The sequence below is a fragment of the Streptodolium elevatio genome (genome assembly GCF_053592165.1).
Genome location: NZ_JBSFVE010000004.1, coordinates 208,271 through 222,648, shown reverse-complemented (window position 1 = coordinate 222,648; position 14,378 = coordinate 208,271). Strand labels below are relative to the sequence as shown.

Annotated in this window: 17 protein-coding genes and 1 pseudogene; 10 read left to right on the top strand and 8 right to left on the bottom strand. The window is 72.2% G+C overall.

All coding sequences use genetic code 11. The annotated features are described in order from the left end of the window. Nucleotides 1-218: 218 nt before the first annotated feature. Nucleotides 219-1,001 carry a nuclear transport factor 2 family protein gene (locus tag ACWD12_RS10745; RefSeq protein WP_450099227.1) on the top strand — a complete coding sequence of 261 codons (783 nt, stop codon included), beginning with the start codon at nt 219-221 and terminating at the stop codon, nt 999-1,001. 4 nt (nt 1,002-1,005) lie between these two features. On the opposite strand, the gene ACWD12_RS10740 is transcribed toward ACWD12_RS10745, so the two are convergent. Then, nucleotides 1,006-1,476, bottom strand: coding sequence for a methylglyoxal synthase (locus ACWD12_RS10740; RefSeq protein ID WP_358349070.1), 471 nt, complete (start codon nt 1,474-1,476; stop codon nt 1,006-1,008). Nucleotides 1,477-1,586: 110 nt separating this feature from the next. Between ACWD12_RS10740 and ACWD12_RS10735 the strand changes: the two genes are divergently transcribed. Beyond that, nucleotides 1,587-1,985: a DUF488 domain-containing protein gene (locus ACWD12_RS10735; protein ID WP_450099226.1), complete on the top strand. Its 399-nt coding sequence runs from the start codon at nt 1,587-1,589 to the stop codon at nt 1,983-1,985. Nucleotides 1,986-2,006: 21 nt separating this feature from the next. On the opposite strand, the gene ACWD12_RS10730 is transcribed toward ACWD12_RS10735, so the two are convergent. Next, nucleotides 2,007-2,555 carry a GNAT family N-acetyltransferase gene (locus tag ACWD12_RS10730; protein ID WP_450099225.1) on the bottom strand — a complete coding sequence of 183 codons (549 nt, stop codon included), beginning with the start codon at nt 2,553-2,555 and terminating at the stop codon, nt 2,007-2,009. Between the two features lie 241 nt (nt 2,556-2,796). On the opposite strand from ACWD12_RS10730, the gene ACWD12_RS10725 reads away from it, so the two are divergent. After that, complete coding sequence (locus ACWD12_RS10725) at nt 2,797-3,954, top strand: Dyp-type peroxidase (RefSeq protein WP_450099224.1); 1,158 nt, start codon at nt 2,797-2,799, stop codon at nt 3,952-3,954. After that, the gene (locus ACWD12_RS10720) at nt 3,951-4,754 is read left to right on the top strand and encodes a family 1 encapsulin nanocompartment shell protein (RefSeq protein WP_358349058.1); all 804 of its coding nucleotides are present in this window, start codon (nt 3,951-3,953) and stop codon (nt 4,752-4,754) included. The genes ACWD12_RS10725 and ACWD12_RS10720 overlap by 4 nt, the downstream gene beginning before the upstream one ends. A gap of 160 nt (nt 4,755-4,914) precedes the next feature. Here the strand turns inward: ACWD12_RS10720 and ACWD12_RS10715 are convergent, their stop codons facing one another. The 3 genes from ACWD12_RS10715 to ACWD12_RS10705 all read right to left on the bottom strand — a co-directional run bounded on the left by ACWD12_RS10715 (nt 4,915) and on the right by ACWD12_RS10705 (nt 6,795). After that, on the bottom strand, nt 4,915-5,238 hold the full coding sequence (locus ACWD12_RS10715) for an RNA polymerase sigma factor (RefSeq protein WP_450099378.1): 324 nt from the start codon (nt 5,236-5,238) through the stop codon (nt 4,915-4,917). Between the two features lie 118 nt (nt 5,239-5,356). Next, nucleotides 5,357-6,325 carry a LysR family transcriptional regulator gene (locus tag ACWD12_RS10710; RefSeq protein WP_450099223.1) on the bottom strand — a complete coding sequence of 323 codons (969 nt, stop codon included), beginning with the start codon at nt 6,323-6,325 and terminating at the stop codon, nt 5,357-5,359. Further along, the gene (locus tag ACWD12_RS10705; protein WP_450099222.1) at nt 6,304-6,795 is read right to left on the bottom strand and encodes a hypothetical protein; all 492 of its coding nucleotides are present in this window, start codon (nt 6,793-6,795) and stop codon (nt 6,304-6,306) included. Before ACWD12_RS10705 ends, ACWD12_RS10710 begins: the two co-directional genes overlap by 22 nt. Nucleotides 6,796-6,928: 133 nt before the next feature. On the opposite strand from ACWD12_RS10705, the gene ACWD12_RS10700 reads away from it, so the two are divergent. Beyond that, nucleotides 6,929-7,351, top strand: a complete 423-nt coding sequence (locus ACWD12_RS10700) for an ATP-binding protein (RefSeq protein WP_450099221.1) — start codon at nt 6,929-6,931, stop codon at nt 7,349-7,351. A gap of 27 nt (nt 7,352-7,378) precedes the next feature. Here the strand turns inward: ACWD12_RS10700 and ACWD12_RS10695 are convergent, their stop codons facing one another. After that, entirely contained in the window at nt 7,379-9,193 is a 1,815-nt protein-coding gene (locus ACWD12_RS10695; protein WP_450099220.1) for a SpoIIE family protein phosphatase, read from the bottom strand. Between the two features lie 199 nt (nt 9,194-9,392). Here ACWD12_RS10695 and ACWD12_RS10690 point away from each other — a divergent pair, with 199 nt between their 5' ends. Further along, nucleotides 9,393-9,584 (top strand): hypothetical protein, encoded by a 192-nt coding sequence (locus ACWD12_RS10690; protein WP_450099219.1) that lies wholly within the window; start codon nt 9,393-9,395, stop codon nt 9,582-9,584. Nucleotides 9,585-9,704: 120 nt separating this feature from the next. Here the strand turns inward: ACWD12_RS10690 and ACWD12_RS10685 are convergent, their stop codons facing one another. Next, complete coding sequence (locus ACWD12_RS10685; RefSeq protein WP_450099218.1) at nt 9,705-10,784, bottom strand: DUF2510 domain-containing protein; 1,080 nt, start codon at nt 10,782-10,784, stop codon at nt 9,705-9,707. A gap of 588 nt (nt 10,785-11,372) precedes the next feature. Between ACWD12_RS10685 and ACWD12_RS10680 the strand changes: the two genes are divergently transcribed. Beyond that, nucleotides 11,373-11,663: a nuclear transport factor 2 family protein gene (locus ACWD12_RS10680; protein ID WP_450099217.1), complete on the top strand. Its 291-nt coding sequence runs from the start codon at nt 11,373-11,375 to the stop codon at nt 11,661-11,663. Between the two features lie 89 nt (nt 11,664-11,752). Beyond that, the gene (locus tag ACWD12_RS10675) at nt 11,753-12,568 is read left to right on the top strand and encodes a TIGR03619 family F420-dependent LLM class oxidoreductase (protein ID WP_450099216.1); all 816 of its coding nucleotides are present in this window, start codon (nt 11,753-11,755) and stop codon (nt 12,566-12,568) included. 7 nt (nt 12,569-12,575) lie between these two features. Here the strand turns inward: ACWD12_RS10675 and ACWD12_RS10670 are convergent, their stop codons facing one another. Then, nucleotides 12,576-13,016, bottom strand: a complete 441-nt coding sequence (locus ACWD12_RS10670; protein ID WP_450099215.1) for a hypothetical protein — start codon at nt 13,014-13,016, stop codon at nt 12,576-12,578. A gap of 312 nt (nt 13,017-13,328) precedes the next feature. Here ACWD12_RS10670 and ACWD12_RS10665 point away from each other — a divergent pair. Both ACWD12_RS10665 and ACWD12_RS10660 read left to right on the top strand, forming a co-directional pair. Beyond that, a pseudogene (locus tag ACWD12_RS10665) lies at nt 13,329-14,185 on the top strand (helix-turn-helix domain-containing protein). Beyond that, nucleotides 14,182-14,367 (top strand): DUF397 domain-containing protein, encoded by a 186-nt coding sequence (locus ACWD12_RS10660; RefSeq protein ID WP_450099214.1) that lies wholly within the window; start codon nt 14,182-14,184, stop codon nt 14,365-14,367. The pseudogene ACWD12_RS10665 and the gene ACWD12_RS10660 overlap by 4 nt, the downstream one beginning before the upstream one ends. Nucleotides 14,368-14,378 lie beyond the last annotated feature (11 nt).

The window sequence follows — 14,378 nt, the reverse complement described above, 5'->3', positions numbered from 1 at the left end:
GCGCGTACTGCGCGAAAACGAAGTCACACCACCCACAACACAACCCCAACCCCCACATTCCCGAGCCCCCGCGCCCCCGATTCCGCGCGACCCCGCGAACCTGCACGACCCCCGTGACACCTTTCTCGGGATGACGGTGGCGTGACCTTGCGCCACGATGAGTCGCACACAGTGATCACCCGCTGTCGGGGGCGGGCAGAGCGTGAGGAGCGGTGCCGATGATGCCCCAGGGACCCAAGGACGTGGTCACCCAAGCCGTTGACGAAATGTTCGGCAAGCGCGACCCGGACGCCGTCGCGCGCCTGGTCACACCCGGTTTCCGGCAGCACAGCGCGCTGCTCGGCGACGGGCCGGAAGCGCTGCGCGCGCATGTGGCGGCGCTGCCGGAGACCTTCTCGTACGCCTGCGCCCGCCTGCTCTCCGACGGGGACCTGGTGCTCATGCACGGCACCTACCACGGGCTCGGCCCGCGGCCCCTGGTGGCGTTCGACCTCTTCCGCGTCGCGGACGGCCGGATCGCCGAGCACTGGGACGCCCTGACCCCCGAGGCCGGGGCCACGGTGAGCGGCCGCTCGCAGACCGACGGGCCCACGCTCGTCACCCGTCCGGGTCAACGGGCCACCAGCCGTCAGGTTGGTGAAACGTTCCTGCGCACCGTGCTGATCGACCGCGAGTACGACCGGATAGCCGAGTTCGTCCACGCCGACGACTTCGCCCAGCACAACCCCGGCACCGGCGACGGCATCGCCGGCCTGGGTGCGGCGTCCGCCGCGATGCGCGCGCAGGGCCTCGTGCCGCGTTACGACCGGGTGCACCGCGTGGTGGCCGAGGGCGAGTTCGTCTACACCCTGTCGTCCGGCAGTCTCGGCGGCAGCCCGTACGCGTTCCACGACCTCTTCCGCGTCGACGGCAGCGGCGCGGGCGGCGGCTTCATCGTCGAGCACTGGGACGTCCTGACCCCCGTGCCGCCCAGGCTGCCGCACGACAACGGCATGTTCTGACGCCTCAGGACGCGACGCGGCCCGCCAGCCGGCTGTCCACGTGCACGCGGTGGTCGCCGCCCAACTGCGGCGATGTGATCACCAGGTCGGCCGTCGCCCGGTTGCAGGCGACGGGCACGTTGGCCAGCACCGCCAGGCGCAGGAGCGCCCGTACGTCGGGCTCGTGCGGCTGCGCGGTCAGCGCGTCCCAGAAGAACACCAGCAGGTCGACGTCACCCTCGGCGATACGGGCGCCGACCTGCTGGTCGCCGCCGAGCGGTCCGCTGCGGAAGCGCACCACCGGCAGGCCGGTCGCCTCCGCGACCAAGCCGCCGGTGGTCCCGGTCGCGTAGAGCCGGTGGCGTCCCAGGATCTCGCGGTGCTCGCCCGCCCACGCGACCATCTCGGCCTTGCAGCCGTCGTGTGCGACCAGGGCTATGCCCATCTCGTCGCGCACGACGCCGGTGGTTTCGGCGTCCTTCTGGTCCAAGGTCATTCGGCTCTCTTTCGTGCTGTTCGGGGGCACGGCCGACGCCATGCCCCCGCATTATCGATCAGTGCTGTGTCGCCGGGGTGTCGCGGGGCCGTCCGACCGATACTCGGGGTATGACCAAACGTCTCGCCGAGGTCCCCGAACTACCGACCGGCTACCGCGTCGCACGGGTGTACGACGCTCCCGGTCCCGACGACGGCCTCCGCGTCCTCGTCGACCGGCTGTGGCCGCGCGGCATCAGCAAGGAGAAGGCCGCCGTCGACGTGTGGGCCAAGGAGGTCGCCCCCTCGACCGAGCTCCGCAAGTGGTTCCACGCCGATCCCGAGGGGCGCGCCGCCGAGTTCGCCGTCCGGTACACCGACGAACTCGACGGCTACACCGAGCGCGAGGGTCTGGAGCGGCTGCGCGCGGCGGTCGCCAAGGGCAACGTCACGCTGCTCACCGCGGTCAGGGACCCGGCCGGGAGCTACTTGTCCATCCTGCTCGCCCGCCTGCGGGAAAGCGAGGGCTGAGTCCGCCGCCGCGGCGGTCGGTCACCCCGCTCTGAGCACGAACTGCCAGTCGTTGCACCGGATCGGATTGCCCGGCGGGTACTCGAAATCGGCCGGGCCGAGCAGCGTGAACCCGGCCTTGCGGCACACCCCGTTCGACGCGGGGTGGTCCACCTTCGGGTACGCGTGCAGCAGCCGGTGCCGCCCGTCCGCCCGCGCGTGGTCCAGCAGCGCGACGACGGCCGCGACGGCGAGGCCGCGGCCCTGGAACGCGGGCAGCACCGCCCAGCCTGCCTCCCACACCGTCGTGCCGAGCCATTCGCGTTCCCAGTAGCCGACCGAGCCGGCGAGCGCCGGACTCCCGCCGCCCTCGGCCCCACTCGCGGCCCCGCCCGGGCCGTCGGCCTCGTCCGCGCGGATGCCGAACATGCGGCCCGCCTCGGTGTCGGCGAGGTCCGCGTACCGGAGGTGCCGCTCGCGCAGCTTGGCCTCGGGCTCGGGGCCGCCCAGGAAGCGCGTCATCTCCGGGGTGTTGCCCGCAACCAGCAGGTCGAAGTACTCCCCGGTGTGCCGCCACTCCTCGAGATGCATGATCATCATCCTGACGTATCGGTCCGACACGGGCAGGCATCGTGGCGAAGGTCGCGCCGAACCGGGACCAACGTCCGGTATGTGTTGACGACGTGGCGCGCAGTTTCGATCAGTCCGCCATGCTCGACCCCGGACCTGCCCTGGACCGATGCGGACCTGTCCGGATCGAGATCCCGGTCCGACCCGCACACGGCCTCCCGGCCCGCGCGGGTCCGACCCCTGAGCGAGAGGAGCCCGCCGGATGACGCAGCCGTCGCCGGAGCCGCTGCCGGAGCAGCCGCAGCCGGTGCTGCAGGCGGTGCTGGCACCGCTGACCAACGCCGCGGTCTTCCTGGTCCTGACGGTGGACGAGGGCGGCGAGGAGCAGGTCCGCGACCTCGTCCCGGACATCTCCGGGCTCGTGCGCGCGGTCGGCTTCCGCGCCCCGCAGGACGCGCTCACCTGCATCACCGGCATCGGCTCCGACGCGTGGGACCGCCTGTTCACGGGCCCGCGCCCGGCCGAGCTGCACCCGCTGGAGGAGCGCGTGGGCGCCACGCACCGCGCCCCCTCCACCCCGGGCGACCTCCTCTTCCACATCCGCGCGCAGCGCATGGACCTCTGCTTCGAGCTCGCGACGCACCTGATGAACCGGCTCGCGGGCGCGGTCACCGTGCAGGACGAGGTGCACGGCTTCCGCTACTTCGACGACCGCGACCTGCTCGGCTTCGTCGACGGTACGGAGAACCCGGCCGGCTCCCCGGCCCATCGCGCGGCCATCGCCACCCGCACCGCCGAACCGGACTTCGCGGGCGGGAGCTACGTGATCGTGCAGAAGTACCTGCACGACATGGAGTCGTGGAACGCGCTTCCGGTCGAGGCGCAGGAGCGCGCGGTCGGCCGGGCCAAGCTGTCCGACATCGAGATGTCCGACGACGTGAAGCCGCCGAACGCGCACATCGCGCTGACCGACATCGACGACGAGGACGGCAACAAGCTGGAGATCGTCCGGTTGAACATGCCGTTCGGGACGCTCGGGCGCGGCGAGTTCGGGACCTACTTCATCGGCTACTGCGCCACCCCGGCGGTCACCGAGCGCATGCTCGACAACATGTTCCTGGGCGACCCGCCCGGGCTGCACGACCGGCTGCTCGACTTCTCTACGGCGGTCACCGGGTCGCTGTACTTCGTGCCGGCGCAGGACTTCCTCGACGACCCGCCACCCGCACCCGACGGCCGGGAGGCCGGCGCGGACGTCGGCGCGAGCGCCGACCCGGCCCCAGACCCGAGCGCCAGGCCGGCCGCCGAACCGAGCGCCAGGCCGGGCGGCGAACCGAGCACCGACCAGAGCACCGCCTCAGCCGAGACGTCCGACGGTTCACTCCGCATCGGCAGCCTGAAAAGGAGCACGACCCGATGAACAACCTGCACCGCGAACTGGCCCCGATCTCCGACGCCGCATGGGCGGAGATCGAGGACGAGGCCCGCCGCACCTTCACCCTGCACCTGGCCGGACGCCGCGTCGTCGACCTGGCGGGACCGTCCGGGACCGGGCTGGCGGCGGTCGGCACGGGGCATCTGAAGCCGCTCGGTTCGCCCGGCGACGGTGTGCAGGCGTTCAGCCGGGAGGCACGGCACGTCGTCGAGCTCCGGGTGCCGTTCACGCTGGACCGCCAGGCGGTCGACGACGTCCTGCGCGGCTCCGCGGACTCCGACTGGCAGCCGGTCAAGGACGCCGCCCGCACGATGGCCATCGCCGAGGACCGCGCGGTGTTCGAGGGCTGGGCGGACGCGGGCATCACCGGCATCCGTACCGGCGCCGACACTCCCTCGGTGGCCTTGCCGCCGCGTGTCGAGGACTACCCGGACGCGGTGTCCCGCGCCCTCACGGCGCTCCGCCTCGCGGGCGTCGGCGGGCCGTACGCGCTGCTGCTCGGCGCCGACGCGTACACCGCGGTCAACGAGACCTCCAACCACGGCTACCCGGTGCGCGAGCATGTGGCGCGGGTGCTGGCCGGCGGCGAGATCGTGTGGGCGCCGGCGCTGAAGGGCGCCGTACTGCTGTCCACGCGCGGCGGCGACTTCACGCTGCACCTCGGCCAGGACCTGTCGATCGGCTACGAGTCGCACGACGCCGGGTCGGTACGCCTGTACCTCACCGAGTCGCTGACGTTCTCGCTCTACTCGCCGGAGGCGGCCGTCGCCCTGACCGGGGACTGACCGGGAACCGACGGCCCGGGACCGACGGCCGGGGACGAACGGGGGCGGCGTCAGCGCGCGCGAGTTGCGTCACACGGCCGGCGCGCGGCGCCGCAACACACCGAAGCCCGTCCGCCTGCGAGGGCGAACGGGCTTTCGGCAAAAGGCAATTGACAGGCAGTCAGGGCGCCGTCGGGACGGCGTTCACCGGCCCACCCCTGCCGAGCGCCCGTCGGCGGTTGGCGAGCGTGTGGTTGGCGGTGCCGAGCAGCCACGGCAGCACGCTCTCGCGGTCGAGGCGGACCTCGCCCCGGCGCCGCCACGCGGCGAGGAAGACGGCGGACGTCAGGTCCTCCGCCTCGCCGTGGTCGCCCATGCGGCGCAGCAGATGCCCGTAGACGGCACCCGCGTGCCGGTCGAAGATCTCCGCGAACGCCAAGCGGTCCCCGGCGGCGACGCCGCGCCACAGGTCCCGGTCCGTGAGGTCTTGCTCCTGATGCGTCATCACATCCCAGGAGTGTCCGGGTCGGCGGGTGGGGTTGCCGATTGCCCGGAGGGCATTTCCCGGCCTGCGCGGCGCCCGGCCCGCCCGCCGCCGCGGCCGCCTGTCCGGCGGCCCTCCGTCAGCCCGATGCGGGCACGGCCGCGGCGGCGTTGCCCGCACCGGCCGCGGGACGGTCCGGGTGCAGCGCGGCGTCCACCGAGTCGGCGGCGTCGCGGGCCGCCTCCGCGAAGGCCCGGATCCGGTGGTTCTCGTCGCTCTTGCGCCAGACCAGGGCCCAGGTCACCTGCGGGTCCTCGGCGATGGGCACGTACGCGACGTTCGGTGTCGGGTAGAAGCGCGCGCCGTGCCCGGACGCGTACGAGATCGCCTGTCCGGTGGCGACCGTCGACAGCAGTTCGTGGAACGTCGACACCGACGGCCCGGTCGGGATCGGCCGCCCGGACGGCGTGCGGCGCGGCGCGTGCGCCTCCACCCAGTACTCCGGCATCGCGTTGCCGACCGGCAGGCCCACCACGCGCTCGTCGCCGAGTTCTTCCAGGCCCACGCTCTCGCGCCGGGCGAAGCGATGCCGCGAGGAGACCGCGAGGATGATCGACTCGCTGCCCACCGACGGCCCGACCGCGAGGTCCGGCTCGTTCACCGGCAGCCACGGCACCGCGATGTCCACTTCGCCGCCGCGCAGCGCGCCGAACGGGTCGCTGAAGTGGATCTCGCGGATCTGCACCTCGCAGTCCGGGTGCCGGGCACTGAAGGTGTCGAAGATGTCGATCATGAGCTGGCCGTACGAGCCCATCACGCCGAGCCGCAGCACGCCGGCCACGCCGCGGGCCGAGGCCACCGCCCGCGCGAAGCCGTCGTTGATGGCCTGGTGGTGGTCGGCGATGTCGGTGCGGAGCTGGCGGCCCAGCGGGGTCAGCTGCACCCGGCGGCTGGTCCGCTCGAAGAGCGGGGCCCCGACGCGCCGCTCCAGCTTCTGGATGGTCTGGCTGACCCGTGCCCGGGACACCAGGAGCCGGTCGGCGGCCCGTCCGAAGTGCAGTTCATCGGCGACCGCGAGGAAGCTCTCTATCTCGTGCCGCTCCAGCACCCGTGTGCTCCCATCCTCGACGAAGGCCCATGATTGTCGCATCCCGGGCCCGCACACAGCACCGGGGTGACGGGCGGTCGACGCGGCGGCACGCTCTGTGCGGTGCTCACCGTCCGACGGGTGCCGACGCGGCCGCGATCCGCAGGAGATACCGGCCGTACGCGGACGCCTCGCCCAACACCGCCCCGAGCGCGCAGTTGTGCGGCGTCGATGAAGCCCATGCGGTACGCCACTTCCTCCGGGCAGCTCACGCGCACGCCCCGCTGCTTCTCCAGCAACTGCACGAACCGCGCCGCGTCCAGCAGGCTGCCGTCCGTCCCGGTGTCGAACCAAACCGAGCCGGGGCCGAGGTCGACGAGCCGGGCGCGGCCTTCACGGACGTACCGCAGGTTGAGGTCGGTGATCTCCAGTTCGCCGCGCGCCGACGGGGCGTCACCGGGTCGGCGATGTCGGACACCCGCACTGGGCATTTCGAGCAGACTGGCATCAGCCCGGTTTCGGCGCGTGCGGGGCGTAGACCTACGTCAAGGCTTTTGTCTGGCTTGTCGGCATGTTGCGGCTTTCCTGGCGATCGCCTGCCGCTCAGTGGCTATCGTCGTGCCCGTGATCCGCCCCGCGCCGGTGCCGCTGAGCGCCCAACTGGTCCTGTGCACGCATGCCGCGGTCGGCCGCACGGTACGCCGGTTCGCCGCCGCGATCCTCGCCGCGTGGGAGCGCCCGGAACTCATCGACGACACCGAGCTGATCGTCTCCGAACTCGTCGGCAACGTCCTGCGCCATACGGATTCCAGCCATCTCGCGGTGTCGTTGCAGGTGGTGCCGGAGGGCCTGGACGGGGGCACGCTGGTCGGCGCGGTCGCGGACTGCTCGTCGTCGCTGCCCGGCCTGCGCGAGGCCGGCGGGGGAGACGAGGACGGCCGTGGCCTGGCGATCGTCAACCAGGTGGCGAAGGAGTGGGGCACGCGCGCGACGGGCTACGGCAAAGAGGTCTGGTTCAGCCTGGTGGCCGGTCCCATGGCGATGTGACCCCGGTGGCCGGATCCGGTCATCCGGTCACCCGGTCATCCGTGCGACCAGCACCGCGACGTCGTCCTCCGGGTCCGACGGCAGCACCCGCAGCGCGGCGTCGCGCAGCCCCTCCGCGGACGCGCCCTCGGCCACGGCGGCGTCGAGCGTGGCGGCCAGGTCCCGGATCCCGCTGTCGATGTCGTGGCCCCGGCGCTCCACGAGGCCGTCGCTGTAGAGCACCACCGCACCGTCGCATGGCATCTCGCACGACGTCTGCTCGAACCGGATGCCGCCGATCCCCAGCAGTGCGTTCGGCGGACCGTCCAGGATCCGGCCGGGCCGCCCCGGCGCCAGCAGCAGCGGGGGCGGGTGCCCGGCCCTCGACCACGTCAGCGTCCGCCGCGTCCGGTCGAGCACCGCGTAGACGCAGCTGGCCAGTTCGCCGTCCACCGCGAAGTCGTCCATCAGCGAGTCCACATGCGCCAGGAGCGCGGCGGGCGGGATGCCGAGGCGCGCGACCGCCCGTACGGCGACCCGCAGTTGGCCCATCAGCGCGGCCGCCTGGAGGCCATGGCCGGTCACGTCGCCGACCACCAGCGCGACCCGGTCGTCCGCGAGCGGAACCACGTCGTACCAGTCCCCGCCGGCCAGTCGGTCGGAGCGGGCCGGCTGGTACGCGTGCGCGAGCGACAACCCCGCCACCGCCGGGAGAGCGCGGGGCAGTAGATGGCGCTGGAGCGTGCGGACCGCGTGGCGCTGCCGCGCGTGCGCCTGCGCGTTGTCGATGGACGCCGCGGCCCGCAGGCCGAGTTCCTCCGCGGTCCGCACGTCGTCCGGCTCGAACGCCGGGCTCCCGTCGACCCGGGAGAACATCGCCGCCCCCAGGGCCCGCCCGCGCGCGATCAGCGGCGCCACGATGCGCGAGTGCATGCCCGCGTCGACCAGGTACGTGCGCAGCGGCGGCGCGTCCGGCGTCACCGGCCCGATGTCGGTGTTGCCGAGCGCCGGTTCGCCCAGGTCGCCCTTGCTGCCGGTGCCGCTCAGCTCGGCGCGCTGGCGGCGCAGTGCCGCGCGTACCTCCGCGGGCACCGGGAACGGCCGCCCGTAGTCCTTCGGCCGCAGGACCGGCAGGCCCGGCCGCAGGGCGGCCGCGACGGTCCGCAGCATGGTCCCGGGCGGGGGATCGAAGCCGTGCTCGGGCAGCACGTTGAGGGGAATCGGGGTGTCGAACAGGCCGACGGCCGCGGCGTCCGCGAACGAGGGCACCGCGACCAGCGGCAACTGCTCGGCGCAGCCGACCACGTCCTGGCTGAAGCCCATCCGCAGCTCGGCCTCGTTGACCAGGGCCAGGCGGGCGCGCACTCGTTCGAGCCGGGTCAGCGCGGCCTGGTCCTCGCTGACGTCGGTCACCGTCGCGCCGATCCCGAGCAGTCCGTCAGGGCCGCGCATCGGCCACATCCCGAATGTGCACATGAACGACGTGTCGGTGGCGCGTACCGTGCCCCGGACGACGCGGTCGGTCTGCGGCTCACCGGCCTCGACCACGTTCAGCAGCGCGGCCAGGAGGTCGGGGTGGCCGAGGGGGCCGTCCAGCGAAGCGGCCGCGCGTCCGCGGAGCTCGTCGACGGGCAGGCCGTGGATCGCGGCGAGGGTGGCGTTGGCGGCCAGTACGCGGCCGGCCGGGTCGAGGATGGCCAGGCCGAAGGGGCACTCGGTGAACATCGGGTCCGCGGCGGCGGTCTGCCACCACGCGGACGCGCCGGACGCGCCGGACGCGCCGGATGTCCCGGCTGTGTCGGGTGTGCCGGACACGCCGGGGGAGCCCCCACCGGGCGCGGCGGCGGCCTCGTCACCGGGCACGGCACCGGTCCCGTCGCCGTGTGGGCCCCGGTCGGGGGGCCGGCATTGCATCCACTCGTGTCCTCAAGGTCGCCATGATCACCGACAAGCCCGCCTCCAGGATCACCCACCTGGCGCGACTCGGCAGGGCGTGCACCGGCGACGCGCACGCGCGGCGGGGCGGCGGCCGCCATTCGGGTGGGCGGCGTACGCCATAAGTGTGGGACCGAAGCCGAGCCACGGGTCTTCCGCGCCCGACATCCTGCTCATCCGGGGCCGGGCCGAGCTGGCCTACGACGACGGCATCCCGGCCGACCTGGGCGAAGCTGATCGACTTCGAGGCGACGCCACCGACCGCGGTCGAGGAGCTGGCCCGGAGCGCGAGGAGCGCCGACGCGGTTCGCGTGCCTGAGCGCCTGAGCGCCTGAGGGAATGAACGGCAGACCGGTTGTGCGGCGCCCCGGTTGGGCGGCCCTGGTTACGCGGCGGCCCGGTCGGCGCCGGTGGGCGCTCGACCGGGCCGGACGCCTGGTCAGCTCGCGGTCGCGCTCGGCCTCGGCGTACCGATCTTGACTCCCTTGCGGACCGTTTCGATGACCTCCATCGGCGGTGACTTCGGGTCGCCGTCGATGGACGTGTACACGACCGGGTACATCAGCTTGCCGTCGTCGTCGTACGGGTTGTCGATGAAGATGAACTGCAGCGTCGCGGTCCGCAGGTTGCCGCTCGCGTCCGCTTCTTTCTCCTCGACCTCGACGACCAGTACGTGCGCGTCCTTGCCGTCGATCGTGGCGCGCTCGTCCGTGATCGTCTTGGTGGTCGTGTAGTCGTCGCTGTCCTTGACCTGTCCCGTCAGGCGGGTGGTGAGCTCGTCGAAGTCCGTGCCGCGGAACGAGCCCACGTCGATCTCACCGAGGTAGCAGCCGGTCGTGTCGCCCGGGTCCGGCGACGAGGTGTCCCCGGTGCACGGGATCTCGTCCTTGTACTGGTGCGCCTCGGAGCCCGCGTCGGAAAGCTCCTCCCAGCCCTTCATCTTCGGCACGGTGATGCCCGTGGCCGTGTCGCTCAGCGTGCCGTCCGTGGCGGGACCCGGCGGCGGCTGCGGCTTGTCCGTCTGCTGCGAGGTGGCCGTGGTGTTCGTCGGGTCGGCGATCGGGTCCTTCTTGTCGTCGTCGCCGCCGAGCAGGAGCACGAGCGCCGCGACGAGACCGCCCACCACGAGCAGCGCGACGACGCTGATCAGGATCGTGCGGTTGCGGTTGCCGGGATTGCCGCCGGGCGCGCCCATCTGGTGCGGGCCGGGCGGGTACCCGTGGCCTCCCATGCCGCCGGGCCCGGCCGGACCGGGGGCGGGACCGCCGCCGTACGGGCTGTACGGACCGCCCTGCGGTGCGCCGGCGGACATCGTCGGTGCCTGGGCCATGCCGGGGGCCGGGCCGGGCGGGACGGGCGGCGGCGCCACGGGGGCGGGCGACGGCTCCGGGGCGGCCGGGAGCGCGCCCGGGTCGGACGCGGGGCGCGTGGACTCGGTCCACTGCGCGCCGTCCCACCAGCGCTCGTTCCCGGGGCCTGCCGGGTCGTCGTACCAACCTGGGGGTATCGATGAGCTCACGCGGGAAACGTACCCCTCCGACGATGCGCGCACGAGGCTTGATTGCCACGGCTGGTCTGCTATGCGGTAGTTTGTCGAAATAGGTCGGGTAATCGCGGGGAAGTCTCTCGGCGGAACCGGTGGCCGCATATTGGCCATACCGGGCCGGGGCCGTGTCCGCCGCCGCCGGTCAGGCCGGCAACGAGCCCCAACTCCGCGGCGCACGCCACCAGTTCGGACACCAGTTCGGCATCGGGTGCGGCCAACGCGGCCAAGGAGATCGACGCGGTGACCGCGCGATGGGGCCCGACAACCCGCACGGCAACGGCTTCCGGGCGCGGCAGGCCCTGATGATCTGCCCCTGACGTGGCGTCAGGGGAGCGGGCGGCGGCGTGACTGCGTGCCCCGGTGTTCCTCAGGCGCCTGCCAGCGTGAACAGGTCGTCGACGAGCGCCCGCGCATCGTGGGCCGGGGCGTCGGTTCCGGTGGCCTGCACCGAGGCGTACACGCCTTCCATGACCAGGGCGAGCCGGGCCGCGAACTCTGCGGGGCGAGGTACGCCGGCCTCTCAACGGCGGTGAGGCCGTCGAGCTGGCGGCCGAGGACATCGTGGCCGGCTGGTCCCAGGCGCTCGGCGGGTTCGACGCTACCCAGCACCTGATCACCAATCACATGGTGGACGTGACGGGCGACTCGGCGGTGTGCACAGCAGCCTTCCAGGCAACCCACCGGCTGGCGAACCCGTTCGGTGCGCCGCTGTGGACCCTGGGCGGCGACTACCGCTTCGACCTGGCGCGTTCCGGCGACGGCTGGCGCATCACCGGCGTCGTCATGACCGCGACGTGGGCGGACGGCAACAAAGATCTCGCCACCCTCGCCGCCGAGGCCGGCTCGCGATGAGTCGGCGAACCGGCGAGCCGATCAGCTGTCGAGCTGTCGAGCCTCGGACGATTTCGCGACCGCCGAACGACCACCTCGAAGGACAGCCTGTGGAACTGCACGTCGTCCTGCCGAACGAATCCGCCGACCTCGACCCGTCGCTGCTGACCGAACTGGCCGTGCTGGCCGAGGAGTCGGGGTACGGCGGCGTCTGGCTGCCGGACCATCTGCTCCCGCCTGCCGAGTACGGCGGTGCGTACGGGGGCGTCTTCGAGCCGTTGGTGACGCTCTCGTACATCGCCGCCGCGACCAGCCGCATCCGGCTCGGCACTTCCGTCCTGCTGCTGGCGCTGCGCAACCCGTTCGTCGTCGCCAAGCAGGTCGCCACGTTGGACCGCCTGTCCGGCGGCCGGTTCACGCTCGGCGTCGGGCTCGGCTGGGACCGCGACGAATCCGCCGCCGTGGGAGCTGAGTTCGCGGACCGGGCGGGGCGTACGGACGAGTCCCTGCGGTTGCTCAGGCACCTGTTCGAGCAGGGCCAAGGGCCTTTCGAGGGAGAGCGCTTCGGGTTCGGGACCGGGGTGTTCGCGCCACGCCCTGGACCGGGTCTGAAGATCATGGTCGGCGGTACCTCGCCGGCCGCGCTCCGCCGCGCGGTCCGGTCGGCGGACGTGTGGCAGAGCCCGCCGGACAAGCCCGCGGCCTTCGCCGAACGGGCGGCCGCGTTGCGAGCGGAGGCGGAGCGTCCGCTCGAACTGGGCGCCCGAGCCGAGTGGCCCGACGCCACCCGCTCCGTCGAGGACGTCGCCGCCGAGGTACGCGAGTGGGACGCGGCGGGGGCCGACCACCTCGCGATCTGGTTCGGCCCGGCGGACGGCTTCGCCGACCGCATGACGGCGCTGATCCGCGTCACCGAAGCCGGCTGACCTCCGATCAGGCGGCGACGAGATCGGCGAGCCGCCGCGACAGGCGCTCGGCGTGCCGGAACCTCTCGTCGCCGCCGTGCAGGTCGTGGTCGATGACGTGCACCCATGGGTCGTCCGGGCGTTCGTCGTCCAAGTCGATGACCCAGTAGTACTGCGTCGACTCGTTGTAGGCGATGACGAAGAACGCGCGGTCGTCCGCGATGGGGTCCCCGTCGACGAGTCGGGGAAACGTCACCTCGTAATCGTCCTCGTCGGTCAGTAGGACGTGGTGCTCCGGCCATGCGACCGACAGGACCGCCTGGACCGCCGAAGGGATGCGGCGCGGTCCCACCGGCGTGTCGACGTTGCGGTCGTCCGGCGCGAACTGCCGGTCGACAACGCCGCCCAGACGTTCGATCTCGCGGAGCACATCCGCATGCGGTGTCTCGAGAACCGAGGTATCCGACATCGACAGTCCCATCCCGTCCGCTCGAACAAGCCGCCGAACAACCTAACTTGGCGACGCGCTCAGTGGACGCCCGGCTACGTTCCGTGGATAGCCGCTCCGCCCGGCTTCCATCGGCGGTGGCCGAAACGCGGTGGGTGGAAGTGCTCAGGGCTCAAGGTCGCGGTGATCGGGCCAGACAAGACAGACAGCGCGCTGCGTACGCTGAGTCAGCGTACGGGCACATTCGGTGGACGGTCGGCACGTTGGTTGGGCAGGCTTGACGGGTTGGCGCGAGGGGGCGATCACGCGGGGGCGTGCAGGGGAGGAATCGCCATGACCATCCAAATCGAGCCGGACGACGAGAACAGGGAATGGGGACGGGAGCCCGATCCGTCGGACGGCTTGCGCACGTTCGGCGCGGTAGTCCAGGCGCTGCGCGAGCATGCGGGGCTCAGCCGCGTGGAGTTCGGGGAGGCCGTGCGGTACTCCAAGCACACGGTCGAGTCGGTGGAACTGGGCCGCCGGATGCCGGACGAGGCGTTCGTCGAGCGGGCGGAGGTGGCGACCGGCAACACCGGAGCGCTGCGGAAGTCGGCCAAGCACATCACCCGGGGCAAGCCGGGACTCGCCGCCTGGTTCCGCCGCTGGGCCGACCTGGAACGCCGCGCGGTGAGCCTGTGCACCTACGAATGCAGGCTGGTTCCGGGGTTGTTGCAGACGGATGACTACGCGAGAGCGGTGTTCGAGGGAACCATTCCCTTGCTCACGGACGCTCAGTTGGATGCCCAGCTGAAGGCTCGGGCGGAGCGGCAGCGGCTGCTGTACGAAAGGCCCAGCGTGCCCTTCAGTTTCATCGTCGAGGAGGCGGTCTTTCGCCGCGCCTTCGGTGATACCGAGGCGCGGCGGAGCCTCCTTGATCATGTGCTGGCGCTGACCGGACGACGGAACATCACGCTGCAAATCGTGTCGCTGGAGGCCGGGCTGCACGCCTGTCTGGATGGCCCGGTGCGACTGCTGGAAACCCGAGAGGGGCGACGACTTGCCTACTCGGAGGGGCAACAAAATGGTCGACTCATTTCTGACCCGAATGAGGTGAGCCTCCTCTGCGAGCGCTATGCCACACTGCGCTCGCAGGCCCTGAACCCCATCGACTCGCGGGCTTGCTGGAGCGACTGCGAGGAGACCTATGAGCACGTCCGGGCTCGCCTGGTTCAAGTCCAGCCACAGTGGCAGTCAAGGCGACGACTGTGTGGAGATCGCAGTCACCGACCAGGCCATTCATGTAAGAGATTCCAAGCAGCCCAAGGGCGCTCAACTTCTCGTCGGGCCGGGCGACTGGGCGGAATTCGTCAGGGTCACCGCTCGCGGTTGACGGTGTCGGGG